This is a genomic window from Megasphaera sp. AM44-1BH (assembly GCF_003467125.1).
Taxonomy (GTDB): domain Bacteria; phylum Bacillota; class Negativicutes; order Veillonellales; family Megasphaeraceae; genus Megasphaera.
Genome location: NZ_QSFA01000022.1, coordinates 1 through 18,809 on the forward strand (window position 1 = coordinate 1; position 18,809 = coordinate 18,809).

Genomic DNA, 18,809 nt, shown 5'->3' on the forward strand with positions numbered 1-18,809 from the left:
GGCCGAGGAGACGCTGCATCCGGACTTTGTTGATGAGGTCCTGGGTGTTCTGGTGGATGTGGGTGAAGCGGTTAATCTTTTCACCGGTCAGGGACGACGTAGCCGTCATGAGATCTTCGTATTCCGGCATCTGGGCCAGGTCGTAGGTCATGCGGACCGAATTCAGGGACGGACGCAGGATGGGATCATCGACGACGTTGTCGATTTTTTTGCCGAACATGTATACCTGCAGGTTGAGTTTACGCATGCTTTCGATATACTGTTCACCAGTCATTAATGCCATGAGTGTAACCTCCTTGTGCTTTTCAGATAACGCACAAGGAGCTCAGGCCCCCTGCGCGTCAAACCAACTTAGAATTTTAAAATCATTGCTTTGCCGTCTGTAACGACCACACCATCCTGATTCGTGACGACCGTGCGGTAAATAAGACGGTGTTTTTCCGGAATCTTTTCAATGAGTTCTGCTGTGCAGGTAATGGTATCACCAATATGTACAGGAGCTTTGAATTTCAATTCCTGTGAGCAGTAAATCGGCGTGCCGCCATGAGCTGCCTTCGTCATGGTCGTAGAGATGATGCCGGCACTGAGCATGCCATGGGCAATACGGCCTTTAAACATGGTTTTGGATGCTTCTACTTCATTGACATGCATCGGGTTGAAGTCACCGGTGACACCTGCAAATGCATATACATCACATTCACCAATCGTTTTGCCGAAAGTGGTTTTATCGCCGACTTTCATTTCATCATAGGTTAATACATCACTCATCGTTATCTCCCTTTCTGTATGAACGATTTACTGTAAAAGCTGGCCGGAAATAATCAGTCTCTGAATCTGGTTCGTACCTTCATAAATCTGGGTAATCTTGGCATCACGCATGAGCCGTTCTACAGGGTATTCGCGAATGTAACCATAGCCGCCGAGAATCTGTACGGCATCGGTCGCAATGGACATAGCCGCATCAGTTGCATACAACTTGGCCATGCACGATTCTTTGGTGTACGGTTTGCCCTGTTCTTTGAGAGCTGCTGCACGATAAACGAGCAGGCGGGCTGCATCCAGTTTTGTTGCCATATCAGCAAGCATAAAAGAAATGGACTGGAATTTGCAGACCGGTTTGCCAAACTGTTCCCGTTCTTTGGAATATTTGATAGCCGCTTCCAGAGCAGCACCGGCAATCCCCAGGCCCTGGGCAGCTACGCCGATACGGCCGCCATCGAGGCCCTGCATAGCGATTTTGAAACCTTTTCCTTCTTCGCCGAGAAGATTTTCTACCGGAACTTTGACATCCTGGAAAATCAGTTCTCTCGTCTTGGAAGCATGAATCCCCATCTTCTGTTCTTCTTTGCCAAAGGAGAATCCTTCCATTCCTTTTTCAAGGATAAAAGCAGAAATACCTTTCGTGCCTTTTGTCTTATCCGTCATGGCAAAGACGACATAAATATCTGCTTCCCCGCCATTGGTGATAAAGATTTTGCTGCCGTTGAGGATATAATGATCTCCTTTGCGGACAGCTGTGCTCTGCTGACGGGCAGCATCAGAACCGGCATTGGGTTCTGTCAGGCCGAAAGCACCCAGTTTCGTTCCTTCTGCCAGCGGTGTGAGGTATTTTTTCTTCTGTTCTTCTGTACCAAATTTCCAGATAGGCCATGCGCAAAGAGAAATGCTGGAAGCATAGCCGGCGGCTACAGCATCATCAACTTTGGATAATTCTTCATTAGCCAGGATGTAGCTTACATAGCTGCCATCACTTCCGCCGTATTCTTCCGGGAAAAATATGCCACACAAGCCTAATTCGCCGATTTTATCAAAAATTTCACGGGAAAATTCTGCTTTTTCATCCCGTTCCTGGACAGTCGGTGCAATTTCCTTTTCTGCAAATTCGCGTACTAATTTCTGAATCGCCTGCTGTTCATCAGAGAATTCAAAATTCATAAAAAAATACCTCCTTAAATTATACGCCTCGTAAGGCATTTATTCAAAACTATTTTCATAGTTTTAAAGCAGAATTATCACTATTAAGAATAGATAAACCGGATAATTTCTTTGCATTTTGTTCGTATATGAGTTATAATTTGTATATACGTTTTACGACTATATTTTACCATTTTTCACATAAAATAGCAATATTCGCCGATGAATTCCTTTTATATTTTTATGCCGCCCTGTACCGTGGACAGGCATGGAATCCTTCTTGTATCAGTTATTAGCATTTGCAAGAAATCCTTATTTTCGCTATACTGGTGATTGTAAACTCTGATATGCTACCTGTGATTTACCATCATCCCATATATACATTAAAGGAGGTAATATAGGATGCCCTATACCACGCACCGCCCTACCGCCCGTGTATTGGACATTATGCAGCTTCTTTCTACATCAAAGGAAGGCTGCTCCCTGACAGAAATTGCCACGGCTATCTCTGTCCCCAAAAGTACGATTGTTCCCATTATCCGGACATTATGTGAACGCCGTTTCATCACCCAGCATGGATCCAACAAGTATACGGTCGGCATCAGCGCTCTCATCGTCGGGTCCGCCTGCCTGCAGGATATGGACATACTGGAGCTCTTCAAATCCCAGATGAAGCGCATCGTCAGTGCCACCTCGGAAGCCTGCCAGCTCGGTGTTCTTGTCGGCGGCGATGTACTCTACCTGGCAAAAGAAGAATCTCCTGAACCAATACGGCTCATTTCCTTCGTCGGCAAGCGGCTTCCCGCTTACAGTACGGCTATCGGGAAAGCCCTGCTAAGCGAATACACCCTGCAGGGCCTGCAGACGCTCTATCCTCAGGGGCTGGCCCCGGTAACAGAACGGACCTGCACGGATTTTAACCGCTTCTACGATGAATGCCAGCAGGGCAAGACGCTGGGATATTTCACGGATAAAGAAGAGATTTCTCCCGGCATCAATTGTTTTTCCGTCCCCCTCTCGTATCATGGTCATTATATTGCTGCCATGAGCGTCAGTATCCCTTCTTTCCGCCTGACGGAAGAAAAAAAGGAGAAAACCATTACGGCATTAAAGACATCTAAAGAAAAGCTGGAACACACCTTTACGGAACTAAATATCAACGATATTGATTTCTTTGCCAAATCGTTCCAGTCCCAGCCGATGTAATTTAAGTCAATACAAATATAAAAAGACCTGTTCCCGGAGACAGGCCTTTTTTATATTTGTATTTTGTTGTTATTTACTATACACCTAAAACTAAAAAGGCATCGTACAAAGCAAGCCTGCTTCGTACGATACCTTTTTTCTACCAGCTGCGCACTAGCATGAATTACTGAAGATATCCGCCGGACATAGCCGATGTGGCATATTTGCTGTACCGTGCCAGATAACCTTTCTTCTTCGGGAAATCAGGCATCTTCCAGTTTTTCTTACGTTCAGCCAGAATAGCATCTACTTCTTCAGCCGTCTTCTTTTCACCCTTTACGCCAATCATGTTGATTTTGCGGTTCGGGATGTCAATTTCGATCATATCGCCATCTTCCAGGAGCGCAATAGGACCGCCTTCTACAGCTTCCGGCGATACGTGGCCGATAGCCGGGCCCTGGGTAGCACCGGAGAAACGGCCATCCGTTACGAGGGCAACCGTGCCGTCCAGGCGTTCGTCAAAGGCAATGGCATCGGTCGTCATGAGGCTTTCAGGCATACCGGCGCCCTTCGGGCCTTCATAACGGATAAAGAGAACGTCACCCTGGTTGACCTGACCGGTAATGATGGCCTGCTGGCAGTCTTCTTCAGAATTAAAGACCCGTGCCGGACCGATGTGGTGCATCATATCGGGATTCTTGATAGCCGAGAATTTAACGACACTGCCATCAGGAGCAATATTGCCGTCAAGAACAGCCAGAGAGCCATATTTATTGGAGTGTTCCGGTTTGCGGATGATATCTTCCGGATTGATACCGTAAGTCTTGAGATACCCAAGACCGCGTTCAAAGAAGTCGCTCTTTTCAATCATTTCCAGATTTTCACCGAGCGTACGGCCCGTAACGGTCAGGACGTTGAGGTCCAGTTCGTCTTTGAGGTACATCTGGATCATAGGAATCCCGCCGGCATACCAGAGGAATTCTGTAATGTATTTGCCACTGGGTTGTACATTCGTCAGATACTTGATGCTCTTACCGATTTCATCAAACATGCGCGGATGAATGTCAATGCCGAGCTGATGGGCAATCGCCGGGAAATGAATCGTCGCATTGGTAGAACCGCTGATTGCCTGATGGACTTTAATGGCATTGATAAAGGCTGCTTTCGTCATGATTTTCGACGTCGTGATGCCTTTTTCCGCCAGTTCCATGATTTTCTGGCCTGCCAGACGGGCATAACGCTGGCTTTCCATCAGCGTGGCCGGTACGACAGCATTGCCAGGAAGGGCCATACCGAGTGCTTCAGACATGCACTGCATCGTGCTGGCGGTCCCCATGAACTGGCAGGAACCACAGGTCGGACAGCCGGTCAGTTTGTAATCGCGCATTTCATCTTTGCTGACCAGACCGCGTTTGTCACGGGCCGTAATCGGGCCGGCAAGGTCAGACGTCGTGCACCCCGGGCCGCTGCGCATGGAGCCGCCGGGAATGTGGATAACAGGCATATCGAGGCGGGCCGCTACTTCCAGATGGGCCGGTACAGCCTTATCGCAGCTGGAAATCAGAATAACCCCGTCCCAGGGAATAACATTGGCATGGATTTCTACCATATCGGCAATGACTTCACGACTGGGCAGGATAAAGTTCATGCCGTCATGGCCCTGCGCCCATCCGTCACAGATATCGGTAACATGGAAATTAGCCGGCTTGCCACCTGTTTCATATACGCCAATGGCTGCCTGTTTGGCATATTTATCAAGATGAACACTGCCAGGGTGGCTTTCACCCCATACATCATCAATCAGAATCTGCGGTTTCGCAAGATCGCCTTCGGAGAATTCGGTGCCGAGTTTCAATGCATCCGACTGGGCCCATACTTTACGTACGCCTTTACATCTCTGTTCCATTCATGTTCCTCCTTGTGTATTGGACTAGGAATCTCAATATAATAGGTTATATATGACAGGCCGTATGCTGCCCGGTGCAGCATACGGTCCTTCATCGGCTTTAGCGATTAAAACAAGTTGCCTTTTTCATCAAACGGCATAGGAGCCAGTTCACCGGCTACTTCCATATCCGGATTGGCTTCCACTTCCGGGAGCAGGGCTTCCGATACATAGATATCCTGTACTTCCATGGTGTTTTTGATACGGACGATTTTCGGAGCCTTTTTATCGGCCTTTGTCGCCGTCTTCAAAGCAACCTGGATAGCCAGTTTATCATTTTCTGTCCAGAACGGGATCTTGACCATTTCCAGAATTGTCGAGGTAACGGCATTGGGATATGCTGCAGCATTGACAATCTTGTCAACACAGCGCTGTGTCGTTACATCTGCCAGCCCCAGGCCATTGGCATTGCCATGTGTTTCTTCCGTAAGATCCAGGACAATCTTACGATCAGCATTGAATTCACATTTGGACGGGAATTCGCCGTTCGGGCCAAAGGGAACACCCGTTTCGCGGGGCAGCATATTGGAAACGTTGGGGTCATGGCCGTCGCCACTGATATTCTTGCCGATTTCATCAATGATGAGGAGATCGGCATGTTTAATCATGATATGACCCATGAGTGCTTTTGCTTTTTTCAGATATTCCGGTTCCTGTTCGATGATTTCATCCGGAGTGAGGGCGACAATGGTATGCGTCTGATCGGCTGCATTTTCCAGAAGGCCGACGCCGCAGATAATCGGAGCATTCTTCAGAATAACCTTGCCATACCGCTGGATGTTTTCTGCCATATGGATAAAACCCTGTTCATGGACTCCTTCAGCACCATGCTGTTTCCCCATACCGATGACAGCCATCTTCATCAGGCCGCTTTCATAAGGGCCGACAAACTGGGTATGTGCTTTGATACGGCCCAGCATGATGATGCCATCCGATTCGGCAGCATATTTATCAATAAATACAGGGCGGCCATCATCGGTCGTACCAATCTGTTTCGTTTCCATAGTCGCACGGATTGGGCATCCTACATAATCTTCCACGACACCATAGCCGTTTACAATCTGAGTCTGTCCTTCCGGCGTAGCACCGCCATGACTGCCCATAGCCGGGAATACGAACGGTTTGGCGCCCTTTTCTTTGACATAAGAAGCAATGGTCTTGATAATGAGAGCCGTATTGGATACACCACGGCTGCCGCAGGTAATGGCAATCGTCATGCCTGGTTTTATTTTAGAGGCTATAATATCACGATCGAGCTGGGCCCGGACGACACCGGGGATATCTTCCGGTTTAATATACGACAAATCAAATTTCTGATGTACTTTCACCATCTTAGGAATAAATACATCCTTACATAATTCTCCTACAACACCTGTACCTTGTTTCATCATACTACTCCTCTCTCTTTACAGCAACAGAATGAATCTATACCAGTTCCAGCCTCATAGAGTTGCACAATGATTCGCATATGCACATATGTATACATTTACGAATTCACACACTATTATTGTACTAGAATGGCAGTATCTGTCAAATAACGGGATTGCACTTTCCCTTCACAGGTTATGATATTTCAGCATATATAAAGCAGTCATTCATTCCCATATCTACGGGGATTCAAGACCGTTTTATCAAAAATTCATTCTGACACGTATGATATACGTATATATTAGCATATTCTAGTGTCCCAGTCCATAAAAAAGTCATAAATAGTATGATTTTTTCGATACCATTCCAGCATTCTATGTTATTCCTTTCACATTCATTTATTATGTGTCATTGCTCTAACCCATTCTAAAACTGGGACACTAATTTTGCGATAATCCATACAAAATAGTTGCAAACAAAATGAAAAAAAGTTATAGTGAAGAAAGGGACATGTACGATTTCATTTAGAAAGCTCCGGCTTTCTGCTGACACCGGATGGTGGGAAAGGATGAAGAAAATGTACAGAAGTAAAGAAATTTTAGGAAGACCGGAATGGTCTTTTAACCGCAGTGTGTTTAAATCCATCGGCTATTCTGACGACGATCTGAAGCGTCCATTGATTGGCATCGCCAATTCCTGGAACGAACTCGTACCAGGTCATTACAATCTGCGCCAGATGGCAGAAGCCGTCAAAAAAGGAATATACCGTGCAGGCGGCACAGCCTGTGAATTCGGCGTCATCGCCGGCTGTGACGGTACGGCCCAGGGCCACGCCGGCATGCATTATATCCTGCCTTCCCGTGACCTGATTGCCAATGACATCGAAACGATGGTAGAAATCCATCACCTGGATGCCGTCGTGCTCCTTGGCTCCTGTGACAAAATCGTACCGGGTATGCTTCTTGCGGCGGCCCGCCTCGATATTCCAGTCATCTTCATGGGCGGCGGTCCCATGCTGGGAGGCAAAGTATTCGACAACCGCAAATCTGACCTGACTTCTATGTCTGAAGGTCTGGGAATGCTCCATGCCGGAAAGATAGATGAACCTACATTCAACAGTCTGGAAGATGTCTGCGGGCCGACCTGCGGATCCTGCTCATTCTACGGTTCAGCCAATACGATGAACTGTGTCGCCGAAGCTATGGGGATGTCCCTTCCTGGCGCCGCCCTGATTCCGGCCGTCTACGCAGACCGCACGCGCTGTGCCGAACAGACTGGGGAAGCCATCGTGCGTCTTGCCCAGCAGGGCATCACCAGCCATGACATTCTGACCATGGACGCCATTGAAAACGGCATCCGCGTCCTCATGGCAACTGGAGGCTCTACCAATGGCGTACTCCATCTGACCGCTATGGCACATGAATTAGGCATTGATCATGAAACCATGCTGGCCGTCTTCGATAAGCTCAGCGCCACTACACCACTCGTTGCCAAAGTCAATCCGGCATCGTCCTACGACATGGAAGATTTCTACAAAGCTGGCGGCATCCCCAAAGTCATGACAGAAATCCTGCCGCTGCTGCACAAAGACTGCATGACCGTCACGGGCATGACCGTTTCCGAAAACCTGCAGAACTATACCTATAAATACGAATTCAATCCCCAGGTCATCAAAACCATGGCCGAACCATTTGAATCCCGCAAGGGTCTGGCTATCCTCCGCGGAAATCTGGCACCGGAAACGGGTGTCACCAAACCGGCCGCTATTGATCCCTCTATCCTGACATTTACCGGAACGGCCAAATGTTATAATTCGGAAGAAGAAGCCGAAAAAGCCATCTTAGGCGGAGATATCGTAGCCGGCGATGTCGTCGTCATCCGTTATGAAGGCCCGAAAGGCGGTCCCGGTATGCGGGAAATGTTTAAGGCCATGAAATATCTGTACGGCCGGGGACTGGCTAAATCGACAGCCCTTGTCACGGACGGGCGTTTCTCCGGCACCAATAACGGCTGCTTCGTCGGACACGTCTCACCAGAAGCCGCTGACGGAGGTCCCATTGCCCTCGTGAAAGACGGCGATAAAATCACCATTGATATCCCCAACAATACACTGACACTTCATGTATCGGATGAAGAGCTGGCACAGCGCAGAAAGGAATGGGTCCGTCCCAAACCTAAATTTACACACGGCTGGCTGGGTCTGTACTCCCGCATTGCAAAGTCGGCAGCAACCGGCGCCATCCTCGATCTGAATGAAGACTAACAGCAAAAAAGGCATCCCGTGGCTATGGGATGCCTTTTTTTGCTGTTATGAAAACTAATTATTTGCCTTCAGTCTTCTTCGGCAGGCTCAAGGTCAGGAAGAAGCCGCAGGCAAGCATAGCTGCCAGGAAATAGATGCCCGCATAAATGGACATGAACTGAGTGGTCAGCCAGCCAACGATGAAGGGACCAACAAAACCGCCGAGGTTACCAAGGGCATTGATGATGCCCAGGCTGTCACCAGCAACTTTAGCCGGGAAAAGCATGGTCGGGATTGTCCAGAAAATGCCCGATGCGCACTGCAGGAACAAGCCGCAGCCGCAGAGGAAGGCAAAGGAAACCCAGGTGTAATCTTTCAGGAAAGCCGATGCCAGGAAGCAAAGGGCGAATCCCAGGAGAGGCAGGGCGACATATTTCTTACGGTTGCCGCTGCGGTCCGACAGATGGCCAAAGATGTACAGGCCAGCCATGCAGGCAAAATACGGGATAGTGGAAAGGAAACCAATACTGGTCATGCCACTGTTTGTAAGGCTCTTGAGGATGGTCGGCAGCCACATAGCAAAACCATAGATACCTACCTGATAGAAGAAATAGATAAGGATCAGTTTCCACATGTTGACACTGCTGAGGATAGTGGAAAGGGACGTAGGAGCATTATCTTCCGCGCTGAGTTCTTTCTGTTCTGCAGCCAGCGTCGTTTCCAGATATTCCCGTTCTTCTTTGGAAATCCATTTGGCTTCAGACGGGCGGTTGCTGATAAGAGGCCACCATACGAAGATGAGCAGGAAAGAAACGGCACCTTCGGCGATGAAAACGGAACGCCAGCCAAAGGTCGTAACCAGCCAGCCTGAGATAGGACCAGTGATAATAGAAGCAATTGCTACGTTCATGATGAAGTAGGAATTAGCCCGGCCACGTTCGGACGAAGGGAACCAGTGGCTGATGATGACCAGGATAGCCGGCCATACGCCGCCTTCTGCGACACCGACGAGGAAGCGCAGGACTAAAAGCTGGGTAGCCGTCTGTACAAATCCAAGGCTGGTGCATATGACGCTCCAGGCCAGAATAGAAACGGCAATGAATTTCTTGGCATTGCCTGTTTCCGCAATATGACCGCCTGGTACCTGAAGAACCATATAGCCGATAAAGAAGATACCTGCTGCCAGGCCGGATAAGGTTGCCGTCATCTGCAACGCATCGCTCATACCGCCAGCCATGGCGAAACCGATATTGGTACGATCCATAAACCCGAAAATATAGACGAGGATCGCCGGTGGAATAATACGCCCCCAGCGTTTAGCCGGGATAGCTTCTGTTGATGCCATAGTAAACACATCCTTTTGACAAAATAACCGCAATGTATAGCCAGATACAGAAAATAAAAGTATAAATACGTTTTTATATTCCTAACCAGAATGATAAATGTTTATTTTCTATAGCTATTATTCATAACAGCGGTGTACCTATTATAGCACCATTGCCGTGTTTAGCAAGTAGTATCCGGTAAATTATCGGCATTCTTGTATCCCAATTTTTTATTGTTATCATTCTATTTGTACATAAAAAAAAACAGGGATTATATTGTTAATGTTAACAATATAATCCCTGCTTGCCTGTCACAAAGAATTACTGCATGGTCCAGCCACCATCCAGAACGATAGGCTGACCGGTCATATAATCAGAAGCCGGCGATGCCAGGAAAACGGCAGCACCTGCAATATCTCCTACTTCACCGAAACGGCGCATGGGGATTTTTCCTGTAATGTGTTTATAAATCTTTTCTTCACTCAGTGCTTCTTTATTGATATCCGTAATGACATATCCCGGGCAGATGGCATTGACCTGGATATTGTATTTAGCCCATTCCAGTGCCAGAGCTTTCGTCATCTGCAGGACACCGCCTTTGGCTACACAATATGGCAGCACCTGCTTTTCTGCAACAAGACCCAGCATAGAAGCAATATTGATGATTTTCCCGCTCTTTTGGGCAATCATATGTTTTCCGGCAGCCTGTGCCATGAAAAAGACAGCCTTCATATCCATGTCGATTACACGGTCCCAGTCGGATTCGGTCAGATCTTCCGCTTTTTTCGTAATCGCGCTGCCGGCATTATTGACAAGAATATCAATATGACCAAAGGCATCTATTGTTTTCTGCATCAGATTGGCAACATCACTGGCAATGGTGACATCGCATTTGACGCCCAGACCTTTGACGCCATACTGTTCCATTTCTTTGGCAACGGCGTCACATTCATCCTGATGACGGCTGACGACGACGACATTGGCACCACTCTGGGCCAGGCCTTCCACAATACCTTTGCCGATACCTTTCGTACCGCCTGTTACAATAGCTGTTTTCCCTGTAAGTTGCAATTTTTCAAACATGAGTCCGTCTCCTCTCTTAGTCGCACCAGGCAGCGCCATTTACATCCAGGATTTCACCAGAAATATATTTTGCCTTATCGCTGGCAAGGAAAATAATGGCTTCGCTGATATCATCGGGTTCACCAAATTTACGGCCCAGGGGAATAGTCTTGACGAGTTTTGCACACATTTTAGGATCCCATACGGCAGTCATCTTCGTCTGGATGGGTCCCGGAGCTACGGCATTGACACGGATGCCATAGCGGGCAGCAAAGGTAGCTGCTGAAATCGTTACATTGACAATGGCTGCTTTACTGGCCGAGTAATCGACACCAACAGCACCGGACCCTGTTTTGGCCGCAATGGACGTGACATTGACAATATTGCCTTTTGTTCCCGTGCGCATCATGGATTCAATAGCCTTCTGGTTGGTGTACAGTGTGCCAAAGGCATTGATTTTCATGACCCGGTCCCAGCTTTCCGGTGTAACACCGAGGAAATTCATGCCACTGGTGCAAATACCGGCAATATTGGCAAATATATCAATACGGCCAAATTTCTTTTCTGTATCTGCTACGAGGGCATCCACATCGGCCGGCTTGCTGACATCACACGCCATGACGCTTGCCGAAAAGCCGTCTTTTTTTAATTCGGCAGCACATTCTTCACATTCAGACAGAACATTGCTGGAAATAACGCAATGAGCCCCTTCTTCACAAAAACGACGGGCTGTCATGGCACCGATACCGCGGCCGCCACCAGTTACTACTACAATTTTGTCTTTGAAATCATTCATGCTGATCCATACCTTCCTTTTCCATAGAATATTATTAAATAAAACTTAAATCCTGTTGTAATCCTGCTGTCTGTTCGGCAATTTCCCCTTTATGACGTTTCAGGATGCGGAGTATTTCCTGCTGCTTTTCCGGCGTAGAGCGGTAAATCGGCAGGCTGACACTGATAGCCATCGTCTGATTGGCCACCTGGACGGGAATGGAAATACATTCAATATCTTTATTCACTTCGCCATTTTCCAGTGCGTATCCCTGCTTTCGGATAGTACGCAGCTGGGCCAGGAGCTCATCGACGGTGCGCACGGTCCGCTCCGTATACTGCTTTAATACAGGAGGGCAGATGCGGCGTACTTCCTCGTCAGTATAACAGCTGAGAAGGCTCTTTCCCAGACTCGTGGCATATGCTGCCAGCGTCGCCCCTACAGACGAACTGACCCGGATGGCCTGCTGGGGTTCCATTTTGGCAATATACAGGACATTCATTCCTTCCAGAATCCCGAGCTGACAAATTTCATTGCAGGCTGTAACAATTTCTTCCATATGCGCTTTGACAATATCGAGACAGCTTAGCGTGCGGGTGTACGCATATCCCAGGCGGAAGCAGCTTTTACCCAGTGTAAAAAGCGAATGCTGGCACTGCAGATATCCTTTGGCTACGAGGGTTGCGACAATGGGATGCAGGGTCCCTTTGGAAATTCCGGTCTGCCGGGACAAATCGGTAAAAGATATACCTTTTTCGTGACTATACGCCGTTTCCAGAATATCCAGAACCCGTACAGTCGGATTATGCAGCTTTTCTTCTTCCATCTCTCCCCTCCTTCTGTTCGAATACACAATATAAGTTCGTATATTCTAACTACAAACACAGAATACCATAGCTGATGTATAAAGTCAATGAAATCTGAGTGAACGGCATATTATGCATGCATCCGCCGTCTACCATGCCATTTTGTCATGGTGTGTCTGATAAAAAAAGCTGCCGCGCTATATGGCGCAGCAGCTCCTGAAAAATCGGTCTTAGTCTTCGTCGTATGTAAAAATTTTTCCCGGATTCAAAATCAGATTCGGATCCAGTGCTTTCTTGATAGCCTTCATCATATTGAGGGAAACGGGATCGGTAAACTTCTTCATTTCATTGATTTTCCGCAGACCAATGCCATGTTCACCGGAGAGGCATCCACCCAGGCTGTAAACCAGGGTATACAATTCATTGTGATATTTAGGAATGACTTCATTCCACTGTTCCATCGGCATGTCCATCTTCAGAGCATTAACGTGGATATTTCCGTCACCGATATGGGCAGAAGTGGTCGTAGCAATGCCATATTTCTTTTCAATAGCCGGGATCTGAGCCATAAGGTCCGCAATCTTATCGACAGGAACGACAATATCTTCTGCAAGCCAGATCTGGCTGTCATTACGGGCCGCTTCACCAATATTATACCGGGCTCCCCAGATACGGTCATCAGCAACCAGTGTTTCCACAGAACCGTTCTTTTCGCAGATTTCATCAGCCGTAGCCACACGGTTATCGAGGTCATCCTGATCATAGGAATCGATGGTAATGATGATATAGTTTCCGTTGTCTTTGGAATGAGGAAGAGTCATGTTCATGAACCGTTCTTCACTCTGGATTCCTTTATTGTCCAGGAATTCAATGGCTGTCGGCTGGACACCTGCCATCAGGAGCTGGTTCGGTACGGCCAGTGCTTTTGTTTCATCCGTAAAGATAGCAACCATATCGAAATGATACGGAGCAATGGGGCGGAGTTTCAGGCACAATTTAGTAATAATGCCCAGCGTACCTTCACTGCCGCAGATGAGTTTTTCCAAAGCATACCCGGTGGTATTCTTCTGCAGCCGTTTGCCAACCTGGGTAATTTCACCTGTCGGCGTTACGATTTCAGCCCAGTACACCTGGTCGCGGGTCGTCCCGTATTTTACAACGCGGCTGCCGCCGGCGTTGGTAGCGACGTTACCACCGATTTCACTGGATGCTTTCGAGCTGGGGTCTCCGGCGTAATACAGACCAGCTTCTTTGGCTGCAGCCTGTACGGCAGTCGTAACAGCACCGGCTTCGACAATCATATACAGTGCATCTTTATTGACTTCAATGACTTTATTCATCTTTTCCAGGCAGAGAACAATGCCATTGTACACAGGAATTGCCTGGCAGGCCAGACTGCTGCCGCCGCCACGAGGCGTTACAGGAACCATGTATTCATTGGCCAGTTTCATAATAGCAGCTACTTGTTCCGTCGTTTCCGGGAAAACAACGACCTCCGGCGTATGGAAATAGGCCGGATTAGTTTCTTCATCCGTCTTATAGACATCCAGTTTTTCCGGATCTGTCGTCATATTGTGCTTTCCAAGTAAATCAAGCAGTTTTTGAGTCAGTTCAGGTGTTACTTTGTTGTATTTAGGCATAAGTCAGCCCTCCCCGTTTAAAATAGAACGATTGACAAACCATCCGTTCTCACAAAATAATACATGTCACAAGTATATTATCCCCGATGTGATATATATCATTGGATACTAACATGTTAGTTCATTATGACTTATTTGTCAATACGATATGCAAATGAAGCATTATATACTGACAGATTATGAAAACCAGTAACACCTGTAAAATAAAGAAAAGTCCTCACGCTAAAAAACGCGAGGGCTTTGTTCTTACCAGGGAATACAGGCATATAAAATACCTATCCCAATTGCCGGAAACATATTAGAAACACGTATTTGTTTATCAAAGGCCAGATTTAATCCAACACAAAAAATCATGACCGATCCAGTTAACACAATATTAGATAATATGGCCGCAGACGCAGCAGCTTTAAACCATAATCCTATCAGCGTAATCAATCCCTGTATGATACCCATGGGAATGGCTGCAAACAAACAGCCCTTGCCATTCGGGATAGTAATGACCATGATGGTTAAAAAATCGATTACCGTTTTGGTAATCAGCAGGGAACTATCTCCATAGATGCTCTCGGATAAAGGCCCCATAACGGCCAGCGAACCAATACTGACCATTAAAGATGCCGATACAAAGGCATTGATGAATCGTGCATCATCGCGATTTCCACTATGTGCCCGGAGCCATGTCCCTAATCGTAATACCCGTCCTTCAATATTAATCAATTCTCCCAAAAAACTGCCTGCAGACATGCAGACGAGCAAGGTTACAGCCCCTGTCGATACCAGGCGCCCGTCCTTAAAGACCAGCATTTCTGCCAGGACACCTGCCGCACCAATAAAAATCAGGCAGATGCCGCACGCTACCATCACCATTTGTCTGTAGGCCTCGGAAATCCGGTTTCCGATAGTCAGGCCCAGACCGCCACCTGCAATAATTCCTACCATATTCAGCAACGTACCAAATCCAACCACAATGTTCCTCCATGTATATCTGATTAGTTGGAATTATACACTGTTAAAAGAAAATACACCAGGAATATATTTACTTCTATATCAAAAATCTTCTTTTGATGAGGCCGCACTAGTTTCTTTCATCTTGTTCTGCGGAAGAACATCACTGGGAGAACAGGAATAAAACTTTCTGAAAACAGTACTAAAATAACTGGCATCCTTGAAGCCAATCCTGCCTGCCACTTCTGTAATGGTGTACTTCCCACTGCTTAAAAGTTCTCTTGCCTTTTTCATCCGTACTTCTGTCAGATAGGATACGAACCGCTTACCCGTATATTTTTTAAAAACGCGGCAGAAATATCCTTTACTGACAAAATATTCTTTCGTTATCTGATCCAGCGTCAATTCTTTATCATAGTTAGCCTCGATATACTCCAGAACAGATTCAACAACCTTATCTGCATTGTTCTGTGTAGAAACCATGTCATATGTCAGCATATCAATGAGATTATTCACATGTGTCAGGGCAGCTTGCGCACTGAGTGTGTTGTTGATGTCAGAAATATACTTCTTTTTAGCACGGATGACTTCTTCATCACTGAGGACGTTTCGTCCATATCTGTCTAATAAATCACATCCAAACCTGATGATATTAACAAGGAGCAGATTACGCGGGTATTCCAGCCGTTGCATTTCCTGAAATATGTCACAAATGAATTTTTTCCCTGATGACAGGTCATTATCCAGTAAAAATTGCTGAAACTGTTCATATGTATGGGTCAAATCTAACTGGGAATTGTCAGCGATGGTTTTTGTCTTGCACGCTCCTAAAATAATAAAACGCTTTAACTGCCAGAACATGCCAATGTAACAATTTTCAACGGCCCGTTTATAAATAAAGCTGAGCATCTCTTCGTGTTTCATGTACACCACAGCAGACAGGGAAACATTATAATCTGTTTCATATGTTTCAATCATTGACTGCAGCATACATCGGATCTGGCTGTTCCATCGATCAAAAATACAGACCTGTAAATCGCCCTTACGGATTATGACCGCATACTCACGCAATTTTCTGAAGGCGCCTCCATGAATACGCACAGGAACGCTGTTTCCATTTTCATTATCATGCCAGCCCCCTATTGCGCATACTGCGATAGGTTTAAAATTCTTCCGGTGCGATAACGAACACAATAAAGGCAATACTTTTTCGTCGCGGCTTCCAATCCGCAGTAATTCCGCCAATTGTTCCTTGATAACGACAGGATATTGTTCTTCTAATTTCTTTTCTACCTGTTCCAGATGAGTCTTATCAATCCGCATCTTCAGGGCCTGTCCGATGCCTGCTTTTAATATTCGGACCAGGTCATGCGGTTTTATTGGCTTTACCAGATAATCGGTTACTCTCGCATGCATAGCCCGGTGAGCATATTCGAATTCTTTGTACGCCGTCAGAATATAAATAAATGTGTCTGGATTGGCTTCGCGTATTTTCTCGGCAACGTCCAATCCATTAATTTCAGGCATATTAATATCCAGCATAACGAATTCAGGCTGATATATTTGTACCAATCGCAAAGCTTCTTTCCCATTACTTGCCGTACCGCAAATATGCAAGGGCAGATGGTTTTTTTCTATTACAGCCTGTATGTATTGAAATACTAATTGTTCATCATCGGCTATGACGAGATTATACATCTCATTCCCTCCAGTTTATCGCTCTCTTAGTATGTCTTTGGAATCGTTAGCGTTGCTAACGTTCCTTTATCGGGCAATGGATCCAGCAATAACGTGAAATTCCCTTTAAAAAACAGCTTAAGCCGCAAATAGATATTTTTTAATCCAATACCACTGAGATGTATTTTAATATCGTCAGTCTCAGGCAGCTTCCGGACCATATCAGACAGTTCAGGCGAAATGCCGCATCCGTTGTCTTCCACCTGCAGAAGGATATGATCTCCTTCTATATTGCCTGATATAATCAGCTTTCCCGGATAATCGATATTTTGAAAACCATGTAAAATAGCATTTTCCACCAATACCATAAGACTCATCAACGGTATCCTGACTCCCATGATTTTCGGGTCCACATGAATTTCCGCCTTAAATTTATTGGGGAACCGCGTATTCTGAATATACAAATAGTCCCGTATATAATTGAGTTCTTCCTGAATCGTTACTTGTGCTTCTTCTTTCCCCAGACTGAGACGTAAAAGGTTAGATAATGCATAGGTCAGCGACGCAACCGTATCGGCGCCTTCCAGATAAGCCTGCTGGGCAATCGTATTCAGCGTATTGAATAGAAAATGAACATTGATCTGGGATTCCAGGAATTTTAATTGCGTCCTATTTAAAAGCGTTTCCAGACGGCTTTGGGCTTCCCGTTCACGGTTCAGGTCATTTTTATACGTTTTCAGTTCATCTTCTCTTTGTGAATTCAAAAAGAGATCGATAAAATCATTTGTCAGCAGCGATAAATCTCTGGCTATAGAAATAAGATGATTGGGTGATAACAAAGGCAGCGTATCGTACGCAGCCTGCATTTCATCCCGCATCGTATGCAATAATTCCTGATCGGGAATATCTGACAGTCTGCCAAAGCCGCAAATGAGATATCCCAGGGGTACACCTTTCACGAGAACGGGAAGTTGATTGACTGCCACGCCAAAATGACATTGGAATGTACCCAATTGCGGTTGTTGCGTTTTCTTGTGCAACAGACAGTCTCCTTGCTTATGTTCTATACAATATTTACATAAATCAGGAAGATCCTTCTGACTGCCATACACCTGGCCCGTGGGATACAAAAGGAAACACTTCATATGGACTAAATCGGCAAAATTAGAAATAAGCTGATTCAGATTCAGTTTTTTTGCCATGATATCAATGTCGATATGATCCAAATATTCGCTTTCTTCCAGCGGTTTTGTTATATCCGAATAGATGATACTGATAAAGGAAGCGGGTTCATCGGTTGTATTGACAAAACGATGATTGCAATCGTTGCTTATATGTCCGATTTTGCCTTTCGTCAATACTATTTCGCGGTCATTACACCAATGGGTACACTGTCCACTTATACCAATTATAATTTCATGATATCCAAAGTGACCATGATATGGCTGCCCTTTGCGGGGATAAATAGTGGCCACAGAAACAATGGGCTGGTTCTTTGTCCTGTCCGGTTCAAGCTGGAGCCAGTGCTGTTCTCCCCAATCCCGGACAACATCGCGGATAACATCTACGCCATAAAAATCTTTAATGTAGTTTATGGTTTTTCTTGTCATATTCGTTCTCCCGGTACAATCGTTTTCCATGCTGTAGAAACTATCGTAACGTATATTTCTATTACGAACGTTACCAAGTAATAAAAACATTTTTATATGTAATATCAATTTTATCAGTTTAATGACAAATTTCAAGATATAACTCCGTACTGACAAGGAATAGCAGTTTACAATATATTACTTTTTTTCACAATAATGCCGTAATCCAGTCGTTTATATGTCATATAGGATCGGTTTGAATACTGGTTATTCATGAACTAGCTGCATTACGTATGTAATAGCAGCGCTGACCAAAATAAAAAGGCCCAGACAGTA

15 protein-coding genes are annotated in these 18,809 nt (G+C 46.0%); 2 read left to right on the forward strand and 13 right to left on the reverse strand.

Features of this window, described 5'->3' with window-relative positions:
• The 3 genes from DW949_RS11650 to DW949_RS11660 all read right to left on the reverse strand — a co-directional run.
• Positions 1-283: 4-hydroxyphenylacetate 3-hydroxylase N-terminal domain-containing protein (locus tag DW949_RS11650; protein WP_304466106.1), on the reverse strand; the 283-nt coding region annotated here is incomplete at its 3' end.
• A gap of 68 nt (positions 284-351) precedes the next feature.
• A complete protein-coding gene (locus DW949_RS11655; RefSeq protein WP_059076373.1) occupies positions 352-768 on the reverse strand; it encodes a MaoC family dehydratase in 417 nt (138 codons plus the stop codon).
• Positions 769-795: 27 nt separating this feature from the next.
• Entirely contained in the window at positions 796-1,935 is a 1,140-nt protein-coding gene (locus DW949_RS11660) for an acyl-CoA dehydrogenase (protein WP_118023388.1), read from the reverse strand.
• A 381-nt stretch (positions 1,936-2,316) separates the two neighbouring features.
• Here DW949_RS11660 and DW949_RS11665 point away from each other — a divergent pair, with 381 nt between their 5' ends.
• Positions 2,317-3,120, forward strand: a complete 804-nt coding sequence (locus DW949_RS11665; protein WP_118023389.1) for an IclR family transcriptional regulator — start codon at positions 2,317-2,319, stop codon at positions 3,118-3,120.
• A gap of 163 nt (positions 3,121-3,283) precedes the next feature.
• Here the strand turns inward: DW949_RS11665 and ilvD (DW949_RS11670) are convergent, their stop codons facing one another.
• Both ilvD (DW949_RS11670) and DW949_RS11675 read right to left on the reverse strand, forming a co-directional pair.
• The gene (gene ilvD / locus DW949_RS11670; protein ID WP_118023390.1) at positions 3,284-5,005 is read right to left on the reverse strand and encodes a dihydroxy-acid dehydratase; all 1,722 of its coding nucleotides are present in this window, start codon (positions 5,003-5,005) and stop codon (positions 3,284-3,286) included.
• Between the two features lie 107 nt (positions 5,006-5,112).
• Positions 5,113-6,435 (reverse strand): lactate racemase domain-containing protein, encoded by a 1,323-nt coding sequence (locus DW949_RS11675; protein ID WP_199595896.1) that lies wholly within the window; start codon positions 6,433-6,435, stop codon positions 5,113-5,115.
• A gap of 554 nt (positions 6,436-6,989) precedes the next feature.
• Here DW949_RS11675 and ilvD (DW949_RS11680) point away from each other — a divergent pair.
• Positions 6,990-8,675 carry a dihydroxy-acid dehydratase gene (gene ilvD / locus DW949_RS11680; protein WP_199595898.1) on the forward strand — a complete coding sequence of 562 codons (1,686 nt, stop codon included), beginning with the start codon at positions 6,990-6,992 and terminating at the stop codon, positions 8,673-8,675.
• Between the two features lie 58 nt (positions 8,676-8,733).
• On the opposite strand, the gene DW949_RS11685 is transcribed toward ilvD (DW949_RS11680), so the two are convergent.
• From DW949_RS11685 to DW949_RS11720, 8 genes are all read right to left on the reverse strand, one after another.
• Positions 8,734-9,999 carry an MFS transporter gene (locus DW949_RS11685; RefSeq protein ID WP_118023393.1) on the reverse strand — a complete coding sequence of 422 codons (1,266 nt, stop codon included), beginning with the start codon at positions 9,997-9,999 and terminating at the stop codon, positions 8,734-8,736.
• A gap of 301 nt (positions 10,000-10,300) precedes the next feature.
• Entirely contained in the window at positions 10,301-11,062 is a 762-nt protein-coding gene (locus tag DW949_RS11690; protein WP_158570683.1) for an SDR family NAD(P)-dependent oxidoreductase, read from the reverse strand.
• Positions 11,063-11,078: 16 nt separating this feature from the next.
• Positions 11,079-11,837: an SDR family NAD(P)-dependent oxidoreductase gene (locus DW949_RS11695; RefSeq protein ID WP_118023395.1), complete on the reverse strand. Its 759-nt coding sequence runs from the start codon at positions 11,835-11,837 to the stop codon at positions 11,079-11,081.
• Positions 11,838-11,871: 34 nt separating this feature from the next.
• Positions 11,872-12,642: an IclR family transcriptional regulator gene (locus DW949_RS11700; protein ID WP_118023396.1), complete on the reverse strand. Its 771-nt coding sequence runs from the start codon at positions 12,640-12,642 to the stop codon at positions 11,872-11,874.
• A gap of 210 nt (positions 12,643-12,852) precedes the next feature.
• Positions 12,853-14,262 (reverse strand): FAD-binding oxidoreductase, encoded by a 1,410-nt coding sequence (locus tag DW949_RS11705; protein WP_118023397.1) that lies wholly within the window; start codon positions 14,260-14,262, stop codon positions 12,853-12,855.
• Between the two features lie 246 nt (positions 14,263-14,508).
• Complete coding sequence (locus DW949_RS11710; protein ID WP_118023398.1) at positions 14,509-15,228, reverse strand: DUF554 family protein; 720 nt, start codon at positions 15,226-15,228, stop codon at positions 14,509-14,511.
• Positions 15,229-15,309: 81 nt separating this feature from the next.
• Positions 15,310-16,905, reverse strand: coding sequence for a response regulator (locus DW949_RS11715; RefSeq protein WP_118023399.1), 1,596 nt, complete (start codon positions 16,903-16,905; stop codon positions 15,310-15,312).
• Between the two features lie 26 nt (positions 16,906-16,931).
• On the reverse strand, positions 16,932-18,494 hold the full coding sequence (locus DW949_RS11720) for a histidine kinase (protein WP_158570684.1): 1,563 nt from the start codon (positions 18,492-18,494) through the stop codon (positions 16,932-16,934).
• Positions 18,495-18,809: the final 315 nt, after the last annotated feature.